We start from the raw sequence: 23234 nt of genomic DNA, 5'->3' as shown, positions 1-23234 counted from the left end.
AATATTTATATTTTCAGAAAATAATGAAAATTAGTTACTAAATAAAAGCCGCAATTTGCAGCCATAGTAGAAGGTGCAGGGCACAAGGTGTAAAAACAGCCACCTATTTACCCCTTACCTCTTACCACTTCTCCCCTATTTAAACATCTTCACCACATTACTCACAAACCAATGCTCTTCAGCTTTTATTAAAGCATCTAATGTTTTATCCGCATGTTTTCCGAGTTTCTTAATGCCTTCAACGGTATCCATAAACGCTTTTACATGCCTGTCTTTTTTATCACCCTCAGTTTGTTCCAGTTTATCCATCAATTGAAGCATGGGCTCCAGTTCACGCTTTTTTCTTTCCTTCACTATTTGTTTCACTACTTTCCATATATCTTTTTCAGCGGTAAAATATTCTTTGCGTTCGCCATTCAGTATTACTCTTTCTGCAAGTCCCCAGTCTATTAGTTCGCGAACATTCATATTTACATTACCGCGGCTGATGTTCAGCGTTTCCATCATATCATCCTGCGTCAGCGGATCAGGGCTAATGAGCAACAATGCATGTATCTGCGCCATTGTTCTGTTAATACCCCAGTTGGTGCCGAATGCCCCCCAGCTATTGATGAATTGTTGTTTTGCTTCTTCCAGTTTCATAATTCAAAACTATAGTTAAATTTTGAATTTTCAAATATTTTTGAAAATATTATCACAAGTTATTCTGTAAAGCTTTTATATGCTCCTGGCAACGCAAAAGAAGAACCTTATGCCAACTCCTTGTTCAGTAAAAACTCATTAATAATTATTTCAATATTTGCAACTACGTTGCAAATATTGAAATAATTATTAACTTTGACCTTCTAAAGCAAAGCAGCACAAATACAACAGGAACGGGTAAACGAAATTGATTTTTCTTTCAACAAATACAATCCCATGACAGATAATAAATATTTTGACGTGATCATCATTGGCGGAAGCTATGCAGGACTTTCGGCTGCTATGGCACTGGGGCGTTCATTGAGACGGGTTTTACTCATTGACAGCGGATTGCCATGCAACAGGCAAACGCCGCATTCACACAACTTTATTACGCATGACGGTGATACGCCGAAAGCCATAGCTGAAAAAGCCAAAGCACAGGTTTTGAGCTACAGTAGTGTAATATTTCACAACGGGCTTGCGATTAGCGGGAAAAAAACAGGCAATGCTTTTGTTATTACCACTCAGGCAGGTAAATCATTTACGGGCAGGAAACTCATTTTCGCTACGGGCATAAAAGATGTTATGCCGGATATAAAAGGTTTTTCGGAATGCTGGGGCATTTCGGTTATTCATTGTCCTTACTGCCACGGCTATGAATTCCGAAATAAAAAAACAGGTATTATGGCAAACGGAGCCAAAGCGCTCCATCTCGCATCCCTGGTTAACAATCTTACAGAAGATATTACCATTTTAACCTCAGGTAAAGCGGTATTCAATAATGAAGAATCTGCAAAGCTTGGCAAACACCATATTGAAATCATTGAAACAAAAATCTCGGCAATAGAACACGAAAAAGGTAATATCAGGAATATAGTTTTTGATGACGGCAGCAAAATGTCCTTTCCTGCAGTATATGCTGCTATTGCCTTTGTACAGCATTCGGATATTCCTGTTTCATTGGGCTGTGAATTAAATGAAGCCGGTTATATTAAAACTGATGGTTTTCAAAAGACTACAATTGCAGGAATATATGCCTGCGGCGACAATACATTTATGATGCGTTCTGTTGCTGCTGCAGTATATGCAGGCAACATAACCGGGGCAATGGTAAATAAAGAACTTACGGATGAAGATTTTTAAAGCGATACTTCTTTAAACATTGCTCGTTATGAATTGCTCAGAGAAAGCCACTTGTTTTTCTTTATGCCTATTTCCTTTAATGGTATTGACTGCATGCCATATTTTTTTAAAGTGGCAGTTTCACAATATTCCGTTACCGTTAAACCTTGTGAAGCAATGGTAGTGTTGTTGCTCAATTGCTGTGCTTTATCAATCCTGATATAATCAGTTTTACAATCAATGATGAGGTTGTTCTTAATATTGTTTTCGTTTATTCCTGTTTTAAGATTTCTGATGTCAGGATAGCGGTTTGTATATACCGGCGCGTTAATATCCACATCTTCGTATAACATTTTCTTCATTCTTTCCGACTCCAGTTCAGCCAGCCAGCGCTCTTTGCTCCAGGGGGAAAAGCTGACGGCGGCATTACATTTATAAAACACATTATTGTCAACCACATTTTCTTTACCGCCATGTATCTGCACAGCGCCAAAATTTAGTACACCGCATCGTTCAAAAACATTACCATAAATCAGTGTGCCGCTTATCATATCATCTAATCGTATGCCGGCGGCGCCATGCCGGGTTCCACCGGCAATATCCGACCAGTAATTGTATCGAAAAATATTTCCCCGGTAAGATGGATTAAAAAACATATCAACTGCACCCTGGTCGTCTGATTCATTCACCACGAAGCTTACTTCGTTAAATTCAACCAGCATATCATTTCCATCAAGGCGCATAGCGGAAGAAGACGAATACCGGAAGCGGTTATGCCTGATAGTTATGCCACAACCTGTAAAATGAACAGCCGGTTCATAAGTGCGCTTAAATAATGAAAAATGTTCAACAATATTATTGTCAATTACATGTTCAGAATGAATAAGATTTTTTCTGCTGCCTGCATAAACTTTTATACCGCCAAATCCCATACCTGCCAGGTAGTTACCGGTTATAGTATGTGCTTTGCCGCTGTCAATGCGCACGCCATCGCGGCCAATACGTTCAAGCCTGCAATCTTTTATACGGCAATTATTTCCATCCTGAATATGTATGCCACTACCTCTTGTTTCTCTGAATGCCAGGTTTTCCATATCCAGGTAAGCACAATCTTTTAAGGTAACCATAAAATCTTCGCTAAATACCGATAATACTACATCGGCTTTCCCAGGTTCAATACCTGCAGGGGGATACCAATAGAGCATGCCCTGCTTTCTGTCGAGATACCACTCGCCGGCGCTATCCAGTTCACTCAGTATATTCAATCCAAAATACCTGAACCCGTCTTTATATCCATAGTGATGATAAGGCTCATTTAATGTAATAACTTTAGCAATTGTATCTATTTGTTTCACCTGCTGAAATCCTTCTGCCCAATCCCAATAGAAATAGCCGCATATACGTACATCATCTTCATCAGCCCATTTATTTTTTGTTGCATCGGTATATTCAAAAACACCTTCTTTTGTACCATTAACTTTAATATAGGTAGGCGGAAGTACGGTATTTCCTTTCACTTTTCCTGAAACAGCAAATCCGGCATTAGGCCAGCGGGCAAGTGTTTGCAAGATATTATTACAAAATAATTCAGGCCGCCTGCCCGGTTCAGTAGGGTCTCCCAAATCAGTTATGCCTGTACCTGAAATATCAGCAGCATATATTTTATGACGTACAGCATTATCAAGCCTGTTCAATACACTGCTATCCCTCAACTGCACCCAATTCACAATTGCTTTTCCGCCGGTAAATACCGGCGCTTCATTGCCGGTTGACGTATACGTTACAGGGGCATCTTTTGTGCCTCCATCTTCAGCATTAAATACAAGTGCATGCTTAAGATCATATATGCCTGGCGTAATCAAAACTTTTATACCAACATCCGGGTTTAGTTTTTTAAAAGCCCTTGCTGCTTTTTGCGCCGCAGCAACGGAGGCAAAAGGTGCAGATTTTGTTCCGGCATTTGTATCATTGCCCGTAACCGACACAAAAAACTGATGGGTTTTGGCTTTAGGCGGCGAAACAAAAAGGGATAATAATATCAGGCTGAGCATTGGAAAATACATGGCAAAAATTGAACTCCCAAGATAATGATTTACACTACAAATAAGCGGTATAAACTATCAAATTGTATTATTCAGGAATAGAAGTGTACAATAACATCTCTGCAATGCACCAAAGCCGGTAAAATAAAACAACAGTAAAAAATATTATTCCGAATATTGCCTGATACCAAAATGTATTAAATACAAAAAGCTGAAATGCACCTTAATTCTTTGCGCGGTTTTGTGATAAAAAAATCTTCTTACATTTAAAAATCAAAACCATAATGCGAATTAATAAAAAGGAAGCAAAATTACTGGAAGATGCTATTGAACAATGGCAAAAAGATGAGTTGCTGGATACTCAAAAAGCTGATGAACTGAAAAAAACCATTTCTACCTATCGCAATGAATTTGATTCTATTGTTTTTTATGCCACTATAGCGGCCATATCCTGCGCATTACTTGCATTTGGCACACTGGTACTGGATGAAAAGTGGATTGAAAAAATCAGAAATTTTTTCGCATTATCTGAACTGGTAATCGGTTTTATTTTTTCCGCACTTTCTTTGTTCCTGATATGGATAGCTAAAAAAAGAAAGCAGAAATTCGGTTATGCCATACTTGCCAATGAAAGCTTTACCGTGTTGATAGCACTAACTGCAGGTGTAGCTATAACCTATTTTACCAAAAGCTCGAATACTACTTATCATTACTATGGCGCCGGTATTTTTTTAACGGCAGGTATATATGGTATTACTGCTATATACCTCCAATCAAAATTACTTTGGATATGCATGTTGATCGCATTAATCAGCAGCTGGGCTACTCAAACCTATGCATGGTCTGCTGATGCAGCTCAAACTTATTTCTTAGGCATGAATTACCCGCTGCGTATGAGTGTATTCGGGATAATTCTGATTATTGTTACTTACGTTCTTCTAAGGCAACCGTTTTTCAAAAACTATTATTTAATAACATGGTATAGCTCCTGGATATTCTTTTTACTATCAGGCCTGTTTTTATCTGTTTCTGGCAACTGGGGCTATGATGTTTGGCTGGCCATAAAGCAGGGGAAATTATTTGTGTGGGCGATTGCTTATACCATTGTATTGATAGCCGTACTTATGTATGCTTTCAGGCAGAAAGACGAAACCCTGAGAGATATTACCATTGTTTTCTTTCTGCTGAATATCTATACCCGCTACTTTGAATATTTTTGGGATCGTACCAACAAAGGATTGTTTTTCGCTTTACTTGCATTATCGTTTTGGCTAATAGGCAAAAAGGCAGAACAATTGAGAAAACGGTTTATGACATAGGTTTTGTACCGTTAAAGCGGCTTATTCATAATCATCATGAAATTGACATATATGGATATCATGTGATTGAAGCATTTAACTGCTATAATCACTGCTTGCCGGTTTTCCTATTTTCCCAAAGTCAGCCTGCTCAATGTTTCTCTTGATACCCCAAGATAATGTGCAATCATTGTTTTTGATATCCGCTGAAATAATTCGGGATACTGCTCAAACAATAAATCATATTTTTCCTTTGCAGCGTTTTTTAATAAGGAGAGCACTCTTTTCTGTAAGGCTACAAACCCGTTAAAAGCTTTTACATTGTGAAACTGGTACATTTTCGGGATCAGTGCACACAATTTTTGTTTATTTTCCCAACTCAGTTCCAGCACGATACAGGGCTCCAGCGCCTGCACACATATCTCTCCCCTGCCCTGCATTTTGTACGCCGGATAATCTGATATCCACCAGTTTTCCATTGCAAACTGCACAATATGCTCCCTGCCGGCATCATCAAACATAAAAGCTTTTAATAAACCCGATATCACAAAAAACTCTGATAATACTTTCTGTCCTGCTTCTATCAGGTATGCTTTCCTGCTGATCGTTTTATAATTGAAGTGATTCAGGATAATATTAAACTCATCATCCGTTACTGCAATGATCTCTTCAATGTGCTTTCGTAAAAGAGTGGCATATTCCATACCGCAAAAATACAGGCAAAAACTATTGATGTAAACTATCCCGTATCGCCTTTCCTACTGCTTTTGCCGATTGAGGATTCTGACCTGTAATAAGCCTGTTGTCAATAGTTACATGCAGTTGCCAGGGCGCAGATTTTTCATAGATGCCCCCTCGCTCTTTTAATTTATTTTCTAACAGAAACGGAACTACACCGGTTAATTTTACCATTTCCTCTTCTTCATTTGTAAAACCATTTACCTTTTTACCATCAACAAGAAATTTTCCATTGCTGAGTTTAATATTAACCAGCCCTGCCGGGCCATGACAAACTGCGGCAACAACACCATTGTTCTCATAAATTTTTGCCGCTAAGGCTGCAATAGTTAAGTCGTCCGGTAAATCCCACATGACGCCATGCCCCCCTGCAAAAAAAACTGCTTTATAATCTCCGGCAATAACCTCAGATGGTTTCATTGAGTGGGAAATTTTATGATGATAGTATTGATCTTCCCAAAATTTTTTATTTGTACTATCGGTAAGATCAAAGCCGTCTACCGGAGGATTACCTCCCTGCGGACTAACAAAATCAATTTCATATCCTGCTGCTGTTAATACTTCCCAGGGATGAGAAACTTCCCCAAGATAATAGCCGGTTTTTTCACCAGTGCTACCTTTTGCATCATGACTGGTTACGACAAAAAGAATTTTCGGTTTCATAACGATTGTGTGTGTTTATAAATTGATTATGCAGATGTGCTGAATACTGCTTTTTATAGAGAGCAATTCTTTCAGGCGTCGCATTTTTCTCAAGGTCATGAAAGTGAAAGCTTTCTATCTTTTCCATGCCTGTAAAAGCATTCATATGATGAAATCCAAACATTACGCCATCATCCACACTGGTTTCACAGAAAAATTCACCAGGCAGTGTAAATGCCGTAGCAGGCGCGTTCCAGGTGGTTGTAAGCATGTAGCTTTTTCCATGCATAGACCCTCCGGTGCCATAGTTAATAGCCGGATTTTCACGCTTCCTTCCATCGCTGTAATAAATGCCTCTCCGGTGCCCTGCAGTAAAGACCCTGTCGAGATATTCTTTAAACTTATGCGGTAACCCGAACCACCAAACCGGAGTGTGGTAAACAATTACATCAGCCCAAACAAATTTTTGCACTTCTTCATCCGGGTGATATGGATCGTTTATATTGCTAGTTTTTATCTCAAAGCCATTGAGTGCCGTAAAAAAATCTTTGTCCCATTTTACCAGTGTTTCATTAAACTTTCCGCCGGAATGCGCAAAATGCTGACCTCCGTTTATTATAAAAACCTTTGTCATGATTGAACATTTAATGACGCAAAATTCTTGTATAAAGGAGGAATTAACCTGTGAGCTATATCACAAGTTTTACCTGTGTTAACAGGATGCATTAAATTAAATAGTATAATTTCGAAACTATCTATACTTACATTAATACCATTTCATGACACTACCGGAAACGCTATTGATAGCCTGTACATTATTACTTATAATTAGTCTGCTTATCACCTTATTTAAAAAACCCGCAATCAATATTGATGAAATAAAAACAACGCTCATAAAAACCAGCCTTGATGTTTCAAGAATTGATGCCTTGATCAGAACAGAGTTTTCCGGCAACCGGGATGAAATACAAAAAAATGCACGTGAATCCCGCCAGGAGCTCAGTACAACCCTGAAAAATTTTTCGGATCAACTTACCCAAACCATTACAGGTTTGACCGGCAACCAGAGAACGCTGAGCGAATTATTAAGCAATGCGGCAAAAGATAACCGTGCAGAATTAGCAGGCAGCCTGAAATCGTTTGAAGAAAAATTCACCAATAACATGAAGAATTTTAACGAGCTGCAACGGCAAAAATTCAATGATCTTTTCATAAAACAGGAGCAAATCAAAAATGACACCGAAACAAAACTGGAAAGGATCCGGGAAACCGTTGAGAATAAATTAAAAAACCTGCAGGAAGATAACAGCAAAAAGCTGGAAGAAATGCGGAATACGGTAGATGAAAAACTGCAAACCACACTTGAAAAAAGATTTAATGATTCGTTTACACTGATCAGCGAAAGGCTTGAACTGGTGCATAAAGGACTGGGTGAAATGCAATCTCTGGCAAGCAGCGTGGGAGATATAAAAAAGGTAATGAGCAATGTAAAATCAAGAGGCATTTTAGGGGAATATCAGCTTGCCAATATTCTTGAAGATTTACTGACCAATGAGCAATATGAAAGGAATGTAAAAACCAAGGCCGGCAGCGGTGCTATTGTAGAATTTGCTATCAAAATGCCCAACAACAACAATCTTGAAAAAACATTGTGGCTGCCCGTGGATTCCAAATTTCCCAAGGAAGATTATGAAGCACTGGTAGATGCTTATGACGACGGCAATCCTGAAAAAATTGATGAATTAAAAAAATCATTTAAAAATGCCATTCTGAAAAATGCACGGGATATCAAAGAAAAATATATTGATCCGCCAAACACTACTGAATATGGCATTATGTTCCTTCCTTTTGAAAGTTTGTATGCAGAAGTATTAAGAACACCTGGCTTGTTTGAGCAAATCCAGAAAGATTATAAAATAACCATTACCGGTCCTACCACATTGAGCGCTTTGCTCAACAGCCTGCAAATGGGTTTTAGAACGCTGGCTATTGAAAAAAGAAGCAGTGAGGTATGGGATCTGCTTGGCGCGGTAAAAACCGAATTTGGTAAATTTGGAACAGTGCTGGAAAGAACCAAAAAGAAATTGCAGGAAGCAACCAATACCATTGACCAGGCGGAAGTTCGCAGCAGGGCTATTGAGCGGCAATTGCGTAAAGTACAGCAATTACCAGGCGCTGAGGTACAAAACAAGGTTAATGAAGCAATAAAAGACAATAGCATTGATATACTTTTTAATGATGATCAAGATACCTGAGCATATACTAATACAACTCTCCTGTTTAAAATATATTTTAATTGTTTTGACATTAAATAAAGAAGGAGAAACATCTAATTACTTCTGCAAATAAAAACTCCCGGCACATCAGTCCGGGAGTTCCTGTTGATATATATTGAGTAAAGATTGCCGGATTTAATTAGATCCACCACCTATCTTGAAAAATACGCCTACATCAAATGTCCAGAATTTATCTGTTGGTTTTGTATCAATATCGTTGTTTATACCAGGCACAGTAATATTATTTTTATCGCCTGACCCGAATAAGAAATTGTATCCTGCCTGTCCGAATATGCCCACCGGTCCAAGTGCTACATTTAAACCTGCTCTTGGGGCGGCTCCGAAAAACGTTTGCTTATCGCTGGTATTATAATATGAACTACTCCCGTTATTTTGAGTAATCGTCAATACATATTGCCTGAAATAAGCACCTATATCTGCACCTATATAAGGACGTACAGGTGCTTTACCAAAATAGTAATCAAGCGAACCTGTAACAGGTACAATAGTGTTTCCACGGGTCATTTTATAATTGTTCCCACCAAAATTAATATCGCTTGTTTTTACATTTTTAGGATAACCTCTTGCTGCAACACCGATTGCAAATTTATCAGCAACCAGAAATTTAACATGACCACCAAAACCCCATTGCGAGCTTCCCGTCCCTTCAAGTCTTCCACCGTTAATACCAATCTGAACCTGGCTTTGCGCTGATAAAGAAAGTAGGCCAAGCGTGGTAAACACTGCAATAAAAAACAACGTGTTCTTCAGTTTCATAAGTAAGTAATTTAAGATTGTTAAAGTTGTAATTCATTGAATAGTAAAATGAAAACTATGCCAAAAGATGTCATACATCTCTGGCATACATAACAAAGCCACTCTTATGAATTGTTAATGCAGGAAGGATACTATTAAAGACGTGAATAAGGGAAAATACGTTTCCGTTGTGAGGCAATAATTCCTCATCATTATAATTTTCTTCTTTGCATTTCCTTTCTTATTAATCCGAGCTCACGGCCTGTTTGCCCGGCTACTGAACTGTTTTCCTGTGCGCGTCTCATTAAATATGGAATAACATCTTTTATTGGCCCAAAAGGAAGGTATTTACTTACAGAGCAGCCTGCTTTAGCAAGATTGAAAGTTATATTATCGCTCATGCCGTACAATTGCGAAAAATGTACATGCGGATGATTGAGCGGAAGTTCTTTTTTCAACAACAGATCTACTGCAAGCAGATTGCTGTATTCATTATGCGAAGCAACAATAAGTGCAATCTTATCAAGATGTTCAATGCAAAAGGTAACACCTGCATTATAATCATCATCTGTTGCCTGCTTATTAGGCTGTATTGGTGAAGCATAGCCCATTTCTTCTGCACGTTTCCTTTCTTTTTCCATATATGCGCCACGTACAAGCTTAGCGCCAAGGATAAATTGTTTTAATTCGGCGGCTTCGAGAGAATCTCTTAAAAATTTTAGCCGGTCATGGCGATATAACTGGATGGTATTGTAAACAACAGGACGGGTTTTATTGAATTTTTCCATCATCAGAATCGTTATTACATCAACGGGATCCTGTATCCATGTTTCTTCCGCATCAACCAGCACACCTATATTTTTTTCAGCAGCGATTTTGCAAATCTTTTCCATCCGGTATTGTACCCGCTCCCACTCTTTCTTTTCTTCATCTGTTAAAGTATTTACTGCCTGGTTATAACGTTTCATTAATGAACCCTGATGATCAGAAACAGAGGAATCCAGTTTTTCCAGCAAACCCAATCTTGCAAACCCGGTTACCTTAATACTCATGAACGGAATATTAGGTTGCGTGGCAGCATAATCAATTACCCTGATGAATTCATCCATAGAATGATCAAAAGCCTCTTCTCCATAATCGCCGCCTTCAACACCATAATCAAGTATAACCCCTACATGATATTCACTTAATTTTTTTGCAACATTGGCAGTTTCTTCCAGTGTTTCCCCGCCAACAAACTGATCAAAAATCGTATTGCGGATAATACCTTTTACAGGCAACCCCGCTTTTATAGCCCAGGGCGTAATAGCGGTTCCCAATTTTACAAGCGATGCATAGCCCATTGAAGAGAAGAGAAACCGGGCTTTTTTCAGCGCGGCATTACTTTTATATTCAAATGCGTTTTCAGTATTGTCAAAAGAAACAGGAACAGATCTATCCATACCGGAGTTTTTCTTTAGGCCCCAAAAGTAAGTAACCCGCTGATATGTATTAGTGAATAAATTTGCCGGTTTTGCTCATTTCTTTACTTATTTTGCCAAATCTATTGTACATAATATGAAAATAAAGCAAACAGCTATATACAAATTCAGCATTCCCATGCATCCATTTACCATTGCTACCGGTACCATGCATTATGCCCAGAATATTTTTATAAGAATATATACTGATGAGGGAATATATGGTGTTGGCGAATGTTCTGCTTTTCCTATGATCGTTGGCGAAACACAAGCTACCTGTTTTGAAATGGCAAAAGATTTTGCCGCTATATGGAAGGGTAAAAACGCGCTGGATATAGACAGCCGGATGAATGAGCTACATGCTTTTACAGCATACAACAGCACTATTAAAAGCGCTTTTGATATGGCGTTGTATGATATCGCTGCTAAAAAAAGCAATCAGCCGTTGTATGCTTTTTTGGGTGGCAATAAAAAAAGCATGGAAACTGATCTTACCATCGGGATCGGTGCACCCGGGGCAATGGCGCAAACCGCTATTGATTATAAAAACAAAGGCGTGCACATCATAAAGGTAAAACTGGGAAAAGACCCTGATGAGGATATTGAACGGATAAAACAGATAAGGAAGGCTATCGGTAATGATATACGGTTACGTATAGACGCTAACCAGGGCTGGACAAAGGATGGCGCTTTGCATGCACTGACTGAATTGGGTAAATATGATATTCAGTTTTGTGAACAGCCCATGCGCAGGTATAACGATCATTATTTGCCGCAATTACATAAAGTTTCGCCCATACCTGTAATGGCAGATGAAAGCGTGTTTGATCACCATGATGCCGAACGTTTAATTGCAGCCAATGCCTGTAGTTATGTGAATATTAAATTCGCGAAAAGCGGAGGTATACTGGAGGCAGAAAAAATAAATACTGTTTGTGAGAAAAACAATATTCCCTGTATGATGGGTGGCATGCTGGAAAGCAGGGTAGCTTTAACCGCCTTTGCGCATTTTGCTGCTGCCAAAAATAATATCAGGTTTTACGATATGGATACCTGTATGCTTGGTCATAAAGCTGATCCGGTAAAAGGCGGCGTCCGGTATAATGGTTTTATGGTTGAATTGCCTGATGGCAATGGCATTGGAGCGGATGCGGACGATGGGTTTTTGGAAGGGTTGGAAAATGTGGAAATTTGAAAGTAAGAGGGCACAGCTATTTTATTTGCAATACATATATGTTTTTTATGAACCTGGCTGCAGTGGTACTATAAAGCTTCGTTGCACACTTCAACTGCAGTACTACCATTAACATTCTATGCCAGCAAGAACTAAATCAGGCATTCATGAATAATAATATTCCGCCACGCTGCGGCTTATTGCATGTTATTTTGCTATGCTGCAAAGATCAGCGGTGCACTGCACTTTAAATGCATTACCGGGTGTATTTAAGATTTTCAAATCTTCCCGTTTCAAATTTCTCCCCCACCCCCAGCCCCTCTCCGCGCAACGGAGAGGGGAGCCTCAATTTCCGGCAGTTTAAAAACGGTAAGAATGGCAACCTGAAAATAAAAAGAACCAGAAAATATGAAAGCGGAAAAATGGTTAAATGCTTGCCTGGTTATATTTTATAGCTGATGTGGCAGCGATACTGCCTGGCTTTGCGCTGCAGCACCGCTCCCTCGCCATTGCATGAAGAGGAAGAAGGAGGGTGAGGTACACTTGTGTGTACAAGATACCTTTAAAGAGGCAGGCGAACAGGCTGTTTTTCATCTATCTTTGCGTAAATTTTAGTATGGAAGTAAACTCAAAAAAGGCCAGTGAATCGTTGATACAGATGACGGAGCTTGTGCTGCCGAATGATACAAATGTTTTTGGTAACTTAATGGGAGGCAGGTTAATGTATTGGATGGATATTGCCGCGGCATTATCGGCACAAAAGCATGCCAATGCGCCTGTTGTAACAGCATCTGTTGATAATATCTCTTTTGAAGCGCCTATTAAGCTTGGTAATGCGGTTTATATACATGCAAAGGTTACAAGAGCATTCACCAGCTCGATGGAAGTGCATATGGAAGTTTGGGGTGAAGATCTTAAAAACCAGCATAAGTATAAGAGTAATGAAGCTTATTACACTTTTGTAGCTTTGAATGCTGAAGGAAAGGCATCGCCTGTGCCCCAACTTACACCTGAAACAGAAAAAGAACAAAGGTTGTATGAAGGCGCTATCCGCAGAAGGCAATTAAGATTAATACTGGGCGGAAAAATGAAACCTAATGACGCGGCAGAACTAAAAGCGCTTTTTGTAAACCAGTCTTAACCCGGTCATTTACAGCTACGGTTATTCTGAAATGGTTTTCTCAGATTTCCCGTTTCACGCCTCACAATTTCATCCGGATTCATCCCCGCTCTTCCCATAAGCGGGCCAAATGCACAATGGCTTGAACGCTTTTCTCCATATCCTGTATACTTACATATTCGTGCCTGCCATGAAAAGCCATTTCGCCTGTAAATATATTGGGGCATGGTAAACCCATAAATGATAAACGTGATCCATCTGTTCCGCCTCTTGCACTGCCGGGCTTAGGTTCAATACCTGCACGTTTTATAGCCTCAATGGCAAACTCACTTACCAAAGGATGATCATTGAGTACTTCTTTCATATTGCGATATTGTTCTTTAACCTGTACCGTTGCCGTGGCGCCGGGAAATTTCTTTATGGTTTCGTCAACGTGTTGTTGCAGCAACAATTCATATTCGCCCAGTTTTGTGGTATTAAAATCCCTGACAATAAACTGAACAACTACCTGCTCTGAAATACCGCTGATATTCACCGGGTGCACAAAACCTTCCCTGCCATACGTTTTTTCAGGAGACAACCCGTTTTTGGGAAGTCCTTCAACAAAAGCAGCAGCAACTTTAATGGCATTTACCAGTTTATCTTTTGCATAGCCCGGGTGTGCACTCACACCTGAAAAAGTAACAGTAAAACTATCTGCCGAAAAAGTTTCATCTTCAAAACTCCCCAGCTCTCCGGCATCAAGCGTATACGCAAAGTCAGCGCCTAATTTCTCAAGATTTACCTTGTCTACTCCCCTTCCTATTTCTTCATCCGGGGTAAATAATATCTTAATAGTACCGTGTTTTACCTCAGGATGAGTAGCCAGATATTGCGCCATATCCATAATTACTGCTACCCCGGCCTTATCATCAGCGCCTAATAACGTTGTGCCAGACGCAGTAATAATATCATCGCCTTTCTTCTCTTTCAGGTATGGATGATCGTTGGTAGTAATGATTTGTGTTTGATCATCGGGTAATACAATATCCCCGCCATCATAATTTCTGTGGATAACAGGTTTCACGCCATTGCCGCTGCAATCCGGCGATGTATCAACGTGGGCGCAAAAACAAATTACTGGTATCTTTTTTTGCGAGTTCGAAGGAATGGTAGCATATACATAGCCGTATTCGTCCAGTTCAGCATCAGTTATTCCCAACGCTCTTAATTCATTCACAAGAATACCGGAAAGATTTTTTTGTTTTTCGGTAGATGGATATTTCAGTGATGCAGGATCTGATTGTGTATCAACCTGCACATAACGAAGAAACCGATCAGCAACGCTATAATTGTAATGTTCAAACATGCCATACTATATTTATAAAATCAAAATATATGATACCCCGGAGTACAAAGTACATACATAATAATTGGAAAAACTGTAAATATAATCCATACTGCTATCACAACAATTTTATACTGCAATGTCATGTCGTTTTTAGCTGTACCTTTTAATAACTTTTGAACGTATTCCATAACAGGTCCTTCATCATCCGAAATCTCATCTTCATCATAACTTTTCAGAGAAGGTACTCTCCTGATGATGCATTTTCGTATGTTCATATATTCTTCATCACTTAAAGCTTCGTACGATTTATTATATGGAACGGATGATTTGTCAAGATCGTTATATATCCTGTTCTGCATTATTTGCGCCCTCAACCTCGTTACAATTAGCCAAACAATAAGCAGAATAAAATAATTATGTGTAACAAGTGCAAAATAAAATAAAGCTATACCTGATGCGGCAAGAAATATGGGTTGAATGATCCTGTTTGTACCTGAAGAAAGATTTTCAATTAATTGTCCGCCATCAAGCGGGCTTACAGGTAAAAGATTGAATATATTCAGCAGAACAAACATTAAAGAAAGGTGATAGTAAAAAATCTGTTGATTATACTTAAATATTACAAACAGTAATATTCCTGTGATAATACCGGGTAAAGGGCCTGCCAATAGCGTAATTATCCTTTGCCTTTGTGATATAATACCTGGTCTGCCTGAAACGAAAGCTCCGAGGAACGGTACAAAGAACAATTGCACATCTTTGTATTTAAAATACTTCATGGCTATAAAATGCCCTGCTTCATGTATGATCATCACTACTACCAACAGCAATATCCATTTAATTTTCTGCTGGAATAAAAAATAATAGATGCCTATATACAAAACAAGACTGAGCAATGCTTTCAACCAAATAGCTTTGGTCTCAGGCATTTCTTCAGGTACTGGTTTTTTACTAACTACTGTATTACCTGCATCCATCGCCGATTATTTCCACCTAATTATAGGGTATATAATTCAAATTAAAAAATTAGTTGCTATCTTGTAATGGTTTCAATCTCCCATTTTATGTAAATTAAATTGACGTATTTTTCTGCGAACTGAATTACATTTATTGTTGCATTACAATTTTGCTATGAAAATAAAATCTGAAAAAAGTAAATCCCTATCATTTTCAAATAAAGAGATCGATTTAATCCTGGCTTCCGTTACCACCGGCATAGCACGACTGGATGCAAAATATAATTTCAGTTATGTAAATCAAGCTTTCAGTGAAATAGTAAAATATAATGCAGCAGAGTTACTCCGAAAAAATTTTTCATTGTTGCTCAGTTCGGGCGCAGGTATAGCAAATCAATTTTCAGCATTTTTTCAGGTAACAGAAAAAAATGAGCAAAAGGTGCTCAATATTATTACTCAATCGGGTGAAAATATATCCTGCAATGCGCAGGTGAATGATTTTACAGATGATGATGGGAACGTTTTTTTTGTAGTATTGATTGAAGACGCCACTCAGAAGATTGCTGAAGAGAAAATATCTCAGGAAAATCTCCTGAGATATAATCTTTTAAATAAAGCATCGAAGGAAGGGCTTTGGGATTGGAATATGAGCAGCAGGGAGCTGTATTACAACAATAATATAAAATTGTTGTTTGGTTATGACGCAGCTGATATGAAGGAAGGTTTTGAATGGTGGAAATCAAATATTCATCATGAAGACAAGCAGAAAGTAATAGACAAGCTGAATAAAGCTATGCAGGAGCAGGATATTGAAAGTGTTCATAATGAATACCGGTTTTTATGCAAAGACGGCTCCTATAAAGTTATTACAGATTGGTTTTCTATTTTAAGAGGCGCCGATGGAAAACCCTTCAGGTTAATTGTATCAATGCAGGATCGTACAGAACAGCGGGATCTGGAAAAACAGCTCACTGAAAAAGAAATAACCTACAGGAGGCAGTTAGCCAGAACCGTTATGGATACACAGGAAAGCGAGCGGCGCAAACTTGCCGAAGAGCTGCATGATAATGTTAACCAGCTACTGGGAGTGGTCAAACTATATATAGAGCATTCAATTACAAATGACAATATAAGAGAAGGATTGCTGAAAAAAAGCAATGAATATATTGACAAAGCCATTGTTGAATTAAGAAACTTATCAAAAAACCTTGCCCCACCCCTGCTTAAAGAACTTGGGTTAGAGCATTCAGTAAATAGCCTGGCAGATGTAATTGCAGGAGTACAGGACATCAACATTACTGTAGATATGCTGGATTTTGATCAGGCGGGATTAACAGAAAGTCACATGCTGATGCTGTACAGGATAATACAGGAGCAGCTTAATAATATAACAAAACACTCCAGGGCAAAAAATGCGAGTATCATAATCAGGAAGCCTGATGCAAAAGTGCAGCTTACAATTATTGATGATGGTATTGGTGTAAATCTATCTGAAAATAACCAGGGACTGGGATTGCGCAATATCAGGAACCGTATTGAACTGTACCAGGGAAATGTAGAGATGACCTCTTCACCCGGCAACGGATTTACCCTAAAAGTTGAATTTGAAATTTAGTTACCGGCAATAATACTTTTTATATATTTCCGGAAAATTTTCAATGAAATCGTTTTATACTATTCTCCTGCTGCTGCTTTCAAATTCATTTATGACATTGGCATGGTACGGGCATCTCAAATTTTTTGGCAGAGGAACAGGGCATGCAACTACTTCTATGTGGTTGATTATTTTGGTTAGCTGGGGAATAGCCTTTTTTGAATATTGTTTCCAGGTGCCGGCAAACAGGATAGGCTCAGACCAACTGGGTGGTCCTTTTTCATTGTTACAGTTAAAAGTACTGCAGGAAATAATTACGCTGGTTGTATTTGTTATTTTTTCGAAGATCGTTTTCAAAAATTTAACTTTAACTGTTAATCACCTTATAGGCTGTGTACTTCTGGTAGGTGCAGTATATTTTATCTTTAAAAAATAAAGACGAATAAGATTTTTTTTAGAACATTAAGGGGCGGCATGAGTAAAGCTGTAAAAAGCGCTGAAAAGCAAAATTGGTTGAACCGTCAACACGCTATTGCAAAGTTGCTGCTATGTATGGCATTTGCAGCGGGCATACCATTTTTATTCATTGAGGCAGATATCGCTTCGCGAATAATGCTGGGCTGGGATGTATTTTGCTTTTGCCTGTTGATATTGTACTGGCTATCTTTTTTTACCACACCGCATACACAAATCCGCAGGCAGGCAGCACAGGATGATCCGAGCCGGGTAATCATTTTTATTATAGTACTGGTTTGTTCTGCCGCAAGTATGCTGGCTATTATATTACTGCTTACGGAAAAAAACGAAACAAGCCCGGGAAAAGCACTGCACGTGCCACTTGCATTAGCCGGAATGATTCTTTCATGGATAACGGTTCATACTCTTTTTACTGCACGGTATGCACATATGTATTATGGCAATCATGAAAGTAAACCTGATACCCACCAGGGTGGGCTTGATTTCCCCAATGATCAGTTGCCCGACTTCCTGGATTTTGCCTATTTTTCCTTTGTAATAGGCATGACATTCCAGGTATCAGATGTTGATATATCTTCAAAGAAGGTACGCAAACTTGCCTTACTGCATGGTTTTATCTCTTTTATCTATAATACGATCATAGTGGCGTTGACCATTAATATTATTGTGGGATTAAAAGACGGATAAAAATGATAAAGCACCTGAATTCGCCCCGTCGCCTTATAACGGCAGTATTTAATGATCTCATATTCAGCCAACCATTTCCTCTTTACTCAATTTACTATAGCTTTCTGTGAGTTTTTTCTGTGTTTCATAAGGCACAACGGCGTATTCGAAAAAGCGCTTGGTGAATTTAGCCCTTCCCTGGGTAAGCGAACGCAGTGCAGAAGAATAATCATTCATTTCAGCAAGCGGTACTTTAGCAATTACTTTTGTAAAATTTCCTTCCACATTAATGCCTTCAATAATTGCCCTGCGTGTTTGAAGATCACCAATAACAGCCCCAGTTATGTTCTCCGGGCAAAGTATTTCTACATATTCTATTGGCTCAAGTAATTGCGGGGCCGATAACTGAAATGCGTTTTTAAAAGCCATCAGTCCGGCTATTTTAAACGAAATGTCATTGCTATCCACCGGATGCATACGCCCGTCAAAGACAGAGACCCGTATATCTCTTACATGAGAACCTGTCAAGGGGCCTTCCTGCATTTTTTCCATTACGCCCTTTAATATTGATGGCAAAAACCGCTGGTCAATAGCACCGCCTACAATACAGTTATAAAAAGCCAGCTTACCACCCCAGGGCAACTCCTGTACTTCCCTGCCGCGCACATTTAGTCCTTGCGGATCAGGCATGTTCTCATACCACGGCTCAATGCGCATATGTACCTCTCCAAACTGTCCTGCGCCACCTGATTGTTTTTTATGCCTGTATATTGCTTCAGCGGCAGTTTGAATAGTTTCCCTGTATGGAATACGCGGATCAGTAAAAGTAACATCAACCTTATACTGATGCAGTAATTTCCATTTAATTACAGCAAGGTGCATATCGCCCTGGCAATGCAATATGGTTTGCTTTAGTTCCGGTGACACTTCAACAATAATTGTTGGATCTTCTTCCCTGAGCTGGTGAAGTGCTGAAGCGAGTTTCTCCTCCTCTCCTTTTTTCTGGCTGCTTATGGCAATACTCATATTGGCAGGAGGAAAAGCAATAGACTGTAGTTCGTAATGGCTGTTTTTTTCGTGCAATGTATTATTTACATGCGTGTTCTTCAGCTTTAATGTAGCACCTATATCACCGGCACTAAGTTCATTTACATTAATTCGCTTATTGCCCTCTACCACGTAAAGCTGGTTGATCTTTTCATATGCTCCGGTAGTTTCATTAATAAGTTCCATTCCGGTTTTTAGTGTGCCTGAAAAAATTTTCAGGAAAGACAAATCGCCGACATGAGATTCTGACACGGATTTGAATACAAATGCACAAACCGGCGAAGCGGCATTGCAGGCAACCGGTTCACCCTTGACGGATACCTGTGCGGGCATTTCATTAGCGCTGGGGCAAACATTGTCAATAAATCCCATCAATCGTCCACAACCCATATTTCTTTCTGCCGAAAGGCAGAATAAAGGAAACAGGTCATGATTGATCATTGCTTTTTTCATGCCTGTTTTTATTTCATCTTCATCCAGTTCTCCTTTTTCAAAATATTTCTCCATCAGGGTTTCATCATTTCCGGCAACCGCTTCTATAAGCTCTTTATGCAGCTGATCGGCCTTCTCGCGCTCACTATCAGGGATGGGTAGCTTCTCAGGCTTTCCACCTGCATCTTTAAATTTATACATTGTCATCCTCAGCACATCAATAATACAATGAAAACCTTCTCCTTGCTGAAGGGGGTATTGTATGATGGTAATTTTATTACCGAAATGCTGTTTTGCTTCCTGTACAGTTGCGTCAAAATCAGCGGATTCATTATCAAGATGATTGACCGCAAAAATCATAGGTGTTTTAAATTGCTCAGTATATTGCCAGATAATATCTGTTCCTACTTCAACGCCCATTGCGGCATTCAGCAGCATTATACCGGTATCGGCTACACGAAGCGCAGATAATACTTCTCCTGAAAAATCGTCATAACCCGGCGTGTCAATAATATTAATTTTATATCCGCGCCATTTGGTATGCATAAGCTTTGAAAAAATGGTATTCCCTCTTTCCTGCTCTAATTCATGGTAATCACCAACCGTATTTTTTTCGGCAATGGTGCCCCTGCGCGTTATTAAACCGGCTTCAAAAAGTAAACATTCTGCAAGCGCCGTTTTACCGGAGCCTGCATGCCCAAGTAGTACTATGTTTTTTACATGGGATGTGTCGAACTCGGCAGCCATGGCAAATAATTTTAATCGTTAAAAAATAGTTGGGTGAGGACATAACAAATCCTCCCGCAGTATTTTATATACTGCGATGTAAAATGCAAAAAAGGATATTTATGAATAGCTTATAAGAAATTGCCGGAATTCATGCTTAAGCTCCTGTAATGTACGCTGTAAATCATTATAATCCGATGCAATGCGCTCGTGTTCCGACAGCATAATATCATCTCCTGCCGGTTGTAAGGCACACATCTTAGCGTACATTTTTATTGATTGCTTAACATCATGAATGTTGGAGAGTTGGATATCAAACTGGTTTTGATAATGTTCAACAGCTTTCAGAGATTCTTTACTGGTAATGTGTGCTGATGCTTCCTGAAGTTCATTTTTCATTCTGTTGAATTCTTCGCGTTGTGAACGTAATGCTTCTCTCCAGGCATTACATTCCTCTGTAAACTGATCGATGTCTGTTGTAGTAACCATGGGCATACAATTTTAAAAGTGAAGTAATTAATGAATTGTTCCAAAGCCATGGGGCGGATGCTCTATGTAGCATTTTAAAAATACGAAGAATACCTTAATATACCATAGATATGTGCATAAAAAAACATCCGACAGGGAAGCCCCGTCGGATGGGTTGTTGTCCACCAGATTCGCGAAAAAACTTTATTGGGTTACCAATGGAAGAATTACTCTGTTGTTATCAAGCACACATTCTACAAAATATAATCCTTTAGCATATCCCGTCATATTTATATCATTAACAGCATTTGATATTTCCCTGGTTATCAATCTTCTTCCAATCCTGTCGTATACCGTCATTTTTATCGGCCTAGGCGGTAATTTAGACACTACAAGCTTGGTTTGTCCTGCACTTGGGTTAGGTGTTATTTTCAACCGTATATCACCGAGGTAGAATTCACCTGCAGGCACAAACCAGTAGTCAGCAGATTTTCCTGAACATGCTAAAGCTGTATTTGTAACTACTACCGAGTAAACGCCGTAGCCTTTTGCTTTATATCTCTGATTTGTTGCGCCAGGGATCAATATGCCATCTTTATACCATTGATAAGTATCCGCCTGTGTGCAAATCAATTCTAAACCTGATTGCGTAATAACCGGTGAAGGAAGATTACCCATAGTAACATTAATAGCGTCTGTTACAGGACTTCCACAACCATTAGCTACCGTTACACTATAAGTATTGCTTGAAGAAACAGTAATGGTGCGTGTAGTCTCACCTGTGCTCCATGAGTATGTTGCACCTGCATATTCACCCGCATCAAGTACGAGGCTGTTACCAAAGCATATATTTATATCATCTCCCAGATCAACCGGCGCCGGTGCAGCAATCAATGCAAGATTGATTGAGTCTTCGCCTGAACAGCCCATGTAATTGACAGTTACCTTGTAAGTTCCAGCCTCATAAACTGTATTTGTCTGGAATGCTGTACCATTATTCCACAGGTATGTTGCACCCGGGTGTCCTGCATCAAGCGTAATATTTGAACCGGCGCATATTGCTGTATCGTTGCCAAGATTTACTGGTAATGCTGAGCTAACGTAAACAGTTTTAGTACCTGTGCCCGTACATGTTCCCCTGGTAACAGTTACTGTGTATACAGTCATGGGATCATCAGGGCTGACAGTAACGGTTTGAGACGTTTTATTACCCGCATTACTGCTCCATAAATAAGTAGCGCCAGGATAGTTACCCGCATCAAGCGTTACACTATTTAAAGGACATATGGTAGTATCATTGCCAAGCTGAATATTCAGCCCGTCTGAAACAGTTACCTGTATAGTACCTATAGCTTTGCATAAGCCATTATTAACTTCTACAGAATAAGTACCCGATGTATTTACGCTGATAGTCTGGCTTGTTTCACCGGTGCTCCATACATATGTTAAACCAGGGTTGCCGGCATCAAGAACAAGGCTGCTTCCAGAACATAAAGTAGTATCGTTACCCAGATTTACAGAGATAGTTGCTCCGGTAAAAGTTATTGTTTGTTTTATTGTATCCTTTGCAGGCGCACTGGTTGATACTATCAATGTTACTGTATATGTACCAGGTGCACTGTATGTATGAGTAACAGATTGGTTAACTCCGCTTATTATTGTTCCATCTCCAAAATTCCACTCACGATTATTAACTGCTCCTGAGCATACATCTGAATTTTCTGTCACGCTTAACTCAAATGGTCCACAGGTACCATCGCCTGCCTTAGTATAAGTGAATGATGCAGTAACCGCTTTTTTAGGATGCAGTACAATTGTATCTGATGCAGTACAACCATTTTTAGTTACGGTCACCCAATACTTGCCCGGACCGGTAGCAGCGGTTTGCTGATTCTTCTCCCAAATATATGCGACAGGATTATAAGTGCTTCCCCACTGATAGGTAGCACCTGTTACGCCTGCATCCAACAGCATATATCCTCCGCAATAGTCCTTGTCTGGTCCTAAATTAACCGTTAAGGCAGGACCTACATTAACCTGTTTTGCATCAGTGCCTGTACAACCTGTAGCATTGGTTACGGTTACAGAGTAGCTTGTTGTTGAAGACGGAGATACGGTGATCGTTCTGCTTGTTGCCCCGTTGCTCCATGCATAGCTTGCACCAGGTCCGGCATCAATGGTTACACTGTTGCCTGCACATATGGTGGTATCATTGCCAAGGTTCAC

Annotated in this window: 20 protein-coding genes; 8 read left to right on the top strand and 12 right to left on the bottom strand. The window is 39.4% G+C overall.

What is annotated here, in order from left to right; genetic code table 11:
* Positions 1-135: 135 nt before the first annotated feature.
* Complete coding sequence (locus DC498_RS04060; RefSeq protein WP_116872844.1) at positions 136-642, bottom strand: GbsR/MarR family transcriptional regulator; 507 nt, start codon at positions 640-642, stop codon at positions 136-138.
* A 276-nt stretch (positions 643-918) separates the two neighbouring features.
* Here DC498_RS04060 and DC498_RS04055 point away from each other — a divergent pair, with 276 nt between their 5' ends.
* Positions 919-1827, top strand: a complete 909-nt coding sequence (locus DC498_RS04055; protein WP_116872843.1) for an NAD(P)/FAD-dependent oxidoreductase — start codon at positions 919-921, stop codon at positions 1825-1827.
* A 26-nt stretch (positions 1828-1853) separates the two neighbouring features.
* Here the strand turns inward: DC498_RS04055 and DC498_RS04050 are convergent, their stop codons facing one another.
* Positions 1854-3869: a right-handed parallel beta-helix repeat-containing protein gene (locus DC498_RS04050; protein ID WP_116872842.1), complete on the bottom strand. Its 2016-nt coding sequence runs from the start codon at positions 3867-3869 to the stop codon at positions 1854-1856.
* A 263-nt stretch (positions 3870-4132) separates the two neighbouring features.
* Here DC498_RS04050 and DC498_RS04045 point away from each other — a divergent pair, with 263 nt between their 5' ends.
* On the top strand, positions 4133-5167 hold the full coding sequence (locus DC498_RS04045) for a hypothetical protein (protein ID WP_116872841.1): 1035 nt from the start codon (positions 4133-4135) through the stop codon (positions 5165-5167).
* Positions 5168-5274: 107 nt separating this feature from the next.
* On the opposite strand, the gene DC498_RS04040 is transcribed toward DC498_RS04045, so the two are convergent.
* Genes DC498_RS04040 through DC498_RS04030 form a run of 3 tightly spaced genes read right to left on the bottom strand, consistent with a single transcriptional unit; the run spans position 5275 to position 7160 of the window.
* Positions 5275-5850 (bottom strand): Crp/Fnr family transcriptional regulator, encoded by a 576-nt coding sequence (locus tag DC498_RS04040; RefSeq protein ID WP_116872840.1) that lies wholly within the window; start codon positions 5848-5850, stop codon positions 5275-5277.
* Between the two features lie 22 nt (positions 5851-5872).
* A complete protein-coding gene (locus DC498_RS04035) occupies positions 5873-6547 on the bottom strand; it encodes a type 1 glutamine amidotransferase domain-containing protein (protein ID WP_116872839.1) in 675 nt (224 codons plus the stop codon).
* A complete protein-coding gene (locus DC498_RS04030) occupies positions 6510-7160 on the bottom strand; it encodes an NAD(P)H-dependent oxidoreductase (protein ID WP_116872838.1) in 651 nt (216 codons plus the stop codon). Before DC498_RS04030 ends, DC498_RS04035 begins: the two co-directional genes overlap by 38 nt.
* 145 nt (positions 7161-7305) lie before the next feature.
* Here DC498_RS04030 and DC498_RS04025 point away from each other — a divergent pair, with 145 nt between their 5' ends.
* Positions 7306-8781, top strand: coding sequence for a DNA recombination protein RmuC (locus DC498_RS04025; protein ID WP_116872837.1), 1476 nt, complete (start codon positions 7306-7308; stop codon positions 8779-8781).
* Between the two features lie 156 nt (positions 8782-8937).
* On the opposite strand, the gene DC498_RS04020 is transcribed toward DC498_RS04025, so the two are convergent.
* Complete coding sequence (locus tag DC498_RS04020) at positions 8938-9579, bottom strand: hypothetical protein (protein WP_116872836.1); 642 nt, start codon at positions 9577-9579, stop codon at positions 8938-8940.
* A 191-nt stretch (positions 9580-9770) separates the two neighbouring features.
* Positions 9771-11000, bottom strand: coding sequence for a proline dehydrogenase family protein (locus DC498_RS04015; protein ID WP_116872835.1), 1230 nt, complete (start codon positions 10998-11000; stop codon positions 9771-9773).
* Between the two features lie 115 nt (positions 11001-11115).
* Here DC498_RS04015 and DC498_RS04010 point away from each other — a divergent pair, with 115 nt between their 5' ends.
* Together DC498_RS04010 and DC498_RS04000 are read left to right on the top strand one after the other, a co-directional pair.
* Positions 11116-12213, top strand: coding sequence for a mandelate racemase/muconate lactonizing enzyme family protein (locus DC498_RS04010; protein ID WP_116872968.1), 1098 nt, complete (start codon positions 11116-11118; stop codon positions 12211-12213).
* 595 nt (positions 12214-12808) lie between these two features.
* On the top strand, positions 12809-13333 hold the full coding sequence (locus DC498_RS04000; protein ID WP_116872833.1) for an acyl-CoA thioesterase: 525 nt from the start codon (positions 12809-12811) through the stop codon (positions 13331-13333).
* Positions 13334-13412: 79 nt separating this feature from the next.
* Here the strand turns inward: DC498_RS04000 and pepT are convergent, their stop codons facing one another.
* Both pepT and DC498_RS03990 read right to left on the bottom strand, forming a co-directional pair.
* On the bottom strand, positions 13413-14660 hold the full coding sequence (pepT, locus tag DC498_RS03995) for a peptidase T (RefSeq protein ID WP_116872832.1): 1248 nt from the start codon (positions 14658-14660) through the stop codon (positions 13413-13415).
* 20 nt (positions 14661-14680) lie between these two features.
* Complete coding sequence (locus DC498_RS03990) at positions 14681-15619, bottom strand: site-2 protease family protein (protein WP_116872831.1); 939 nt, start codon at positions 15617-15619, stop codon at positions 14681-14683.
* 154 nt (positions 15620-15773) lie between these two features.
* Here DC498_RS03990 and DC498_RS03985 point away from each other — a divergent pair, with 154 nt between their 5' ends.
* The 3 genes from DC498_RS03985 to DC498_RS03975 are packed head-to-tail and all read left to right on the top strand — an operon-like array spanning position 15774 to position 18356.
* Positions 15774-17213, top strand: coding sequence for a PAS domain-containing sensor histidine kinase (locus DC498_RS03985; RefSeq protein WP_116872830.1), 1440 nt, complete (start codon positions 15774-15776; stop codon positions 17211-17213).
* Between the two features lie 43 nt (positions 17214-17256).
* Positions 17257-17628: a DMT family protein gene (locus tag DC498_RS03980; RefSeq protein WP_116872829.1), complete on the top strand. Its 372-nt coding sequence runs from the start codon at positions 17257-17259 to the stop codon at positions 17626-17628.
* Positions 17629-17666: 38 nt separating this feature from the next.
* Entirely contained in the window at positions 17667-18356 is a 690-nt protein-coding gene (locus DC498_RS03975) for a DUF1345 domain-containing protein (protein WP_116872828.1), read from the top strand.
* Between the two features lie 63 nt (positions 18357-18419).
* Here the strand turns inward: DC498_RS03975 and DC498_RS03970 are convergent, their stop codons facing one another.
* The 3 genes from DC498_RS03970 to DC498_RS26370 all read right to left on the bottom strand — a co-directional run.
* Positions 18420-20561: an elongation factor G gene (locus DC498_RS03970; protein ID WP_116872827.1), complete on the bottom strand. Its 2142-nt coding sequence runs from the start codon at positions 20559-20561 to the stop codon at positions 18420-18422.
* 99 nt (positions 20562-20660) lie between these two features.
* The gene (locus DC498_RS03965) at positions 20661-21029 is read right to left on the bottom strand and encodes a hypothetical protein (protein ID WP_133176757.1); all 369 of its coding nucleotides are present in this window, start codon (positions 21027-21029) and stop codon (positions 20661-20663) included.
* Between the two features lie 183 nt (positions 21030-21212).
* The coding region (locus DC498_RS26370) for a PKD domain-containing protein (RefSeq protein ID WP_206197521.1) at positions 21213-23234 on the bottom strand (2022 nt) is incomplete at its 5' end.

This window comes from Terrimonas sp., from assembly GCF_003075435.1.
Lineage (GTDB): Bacteria > Bacteroidota > Bacteroidia > Chitinophagales > Chitinophagaceae > Agriterribacter.
The sequence above is the reverse complement of the archived record's forward strand: the minus strand, read 5'-3'. Positions and strand labels throughout refer to the sequence as shown.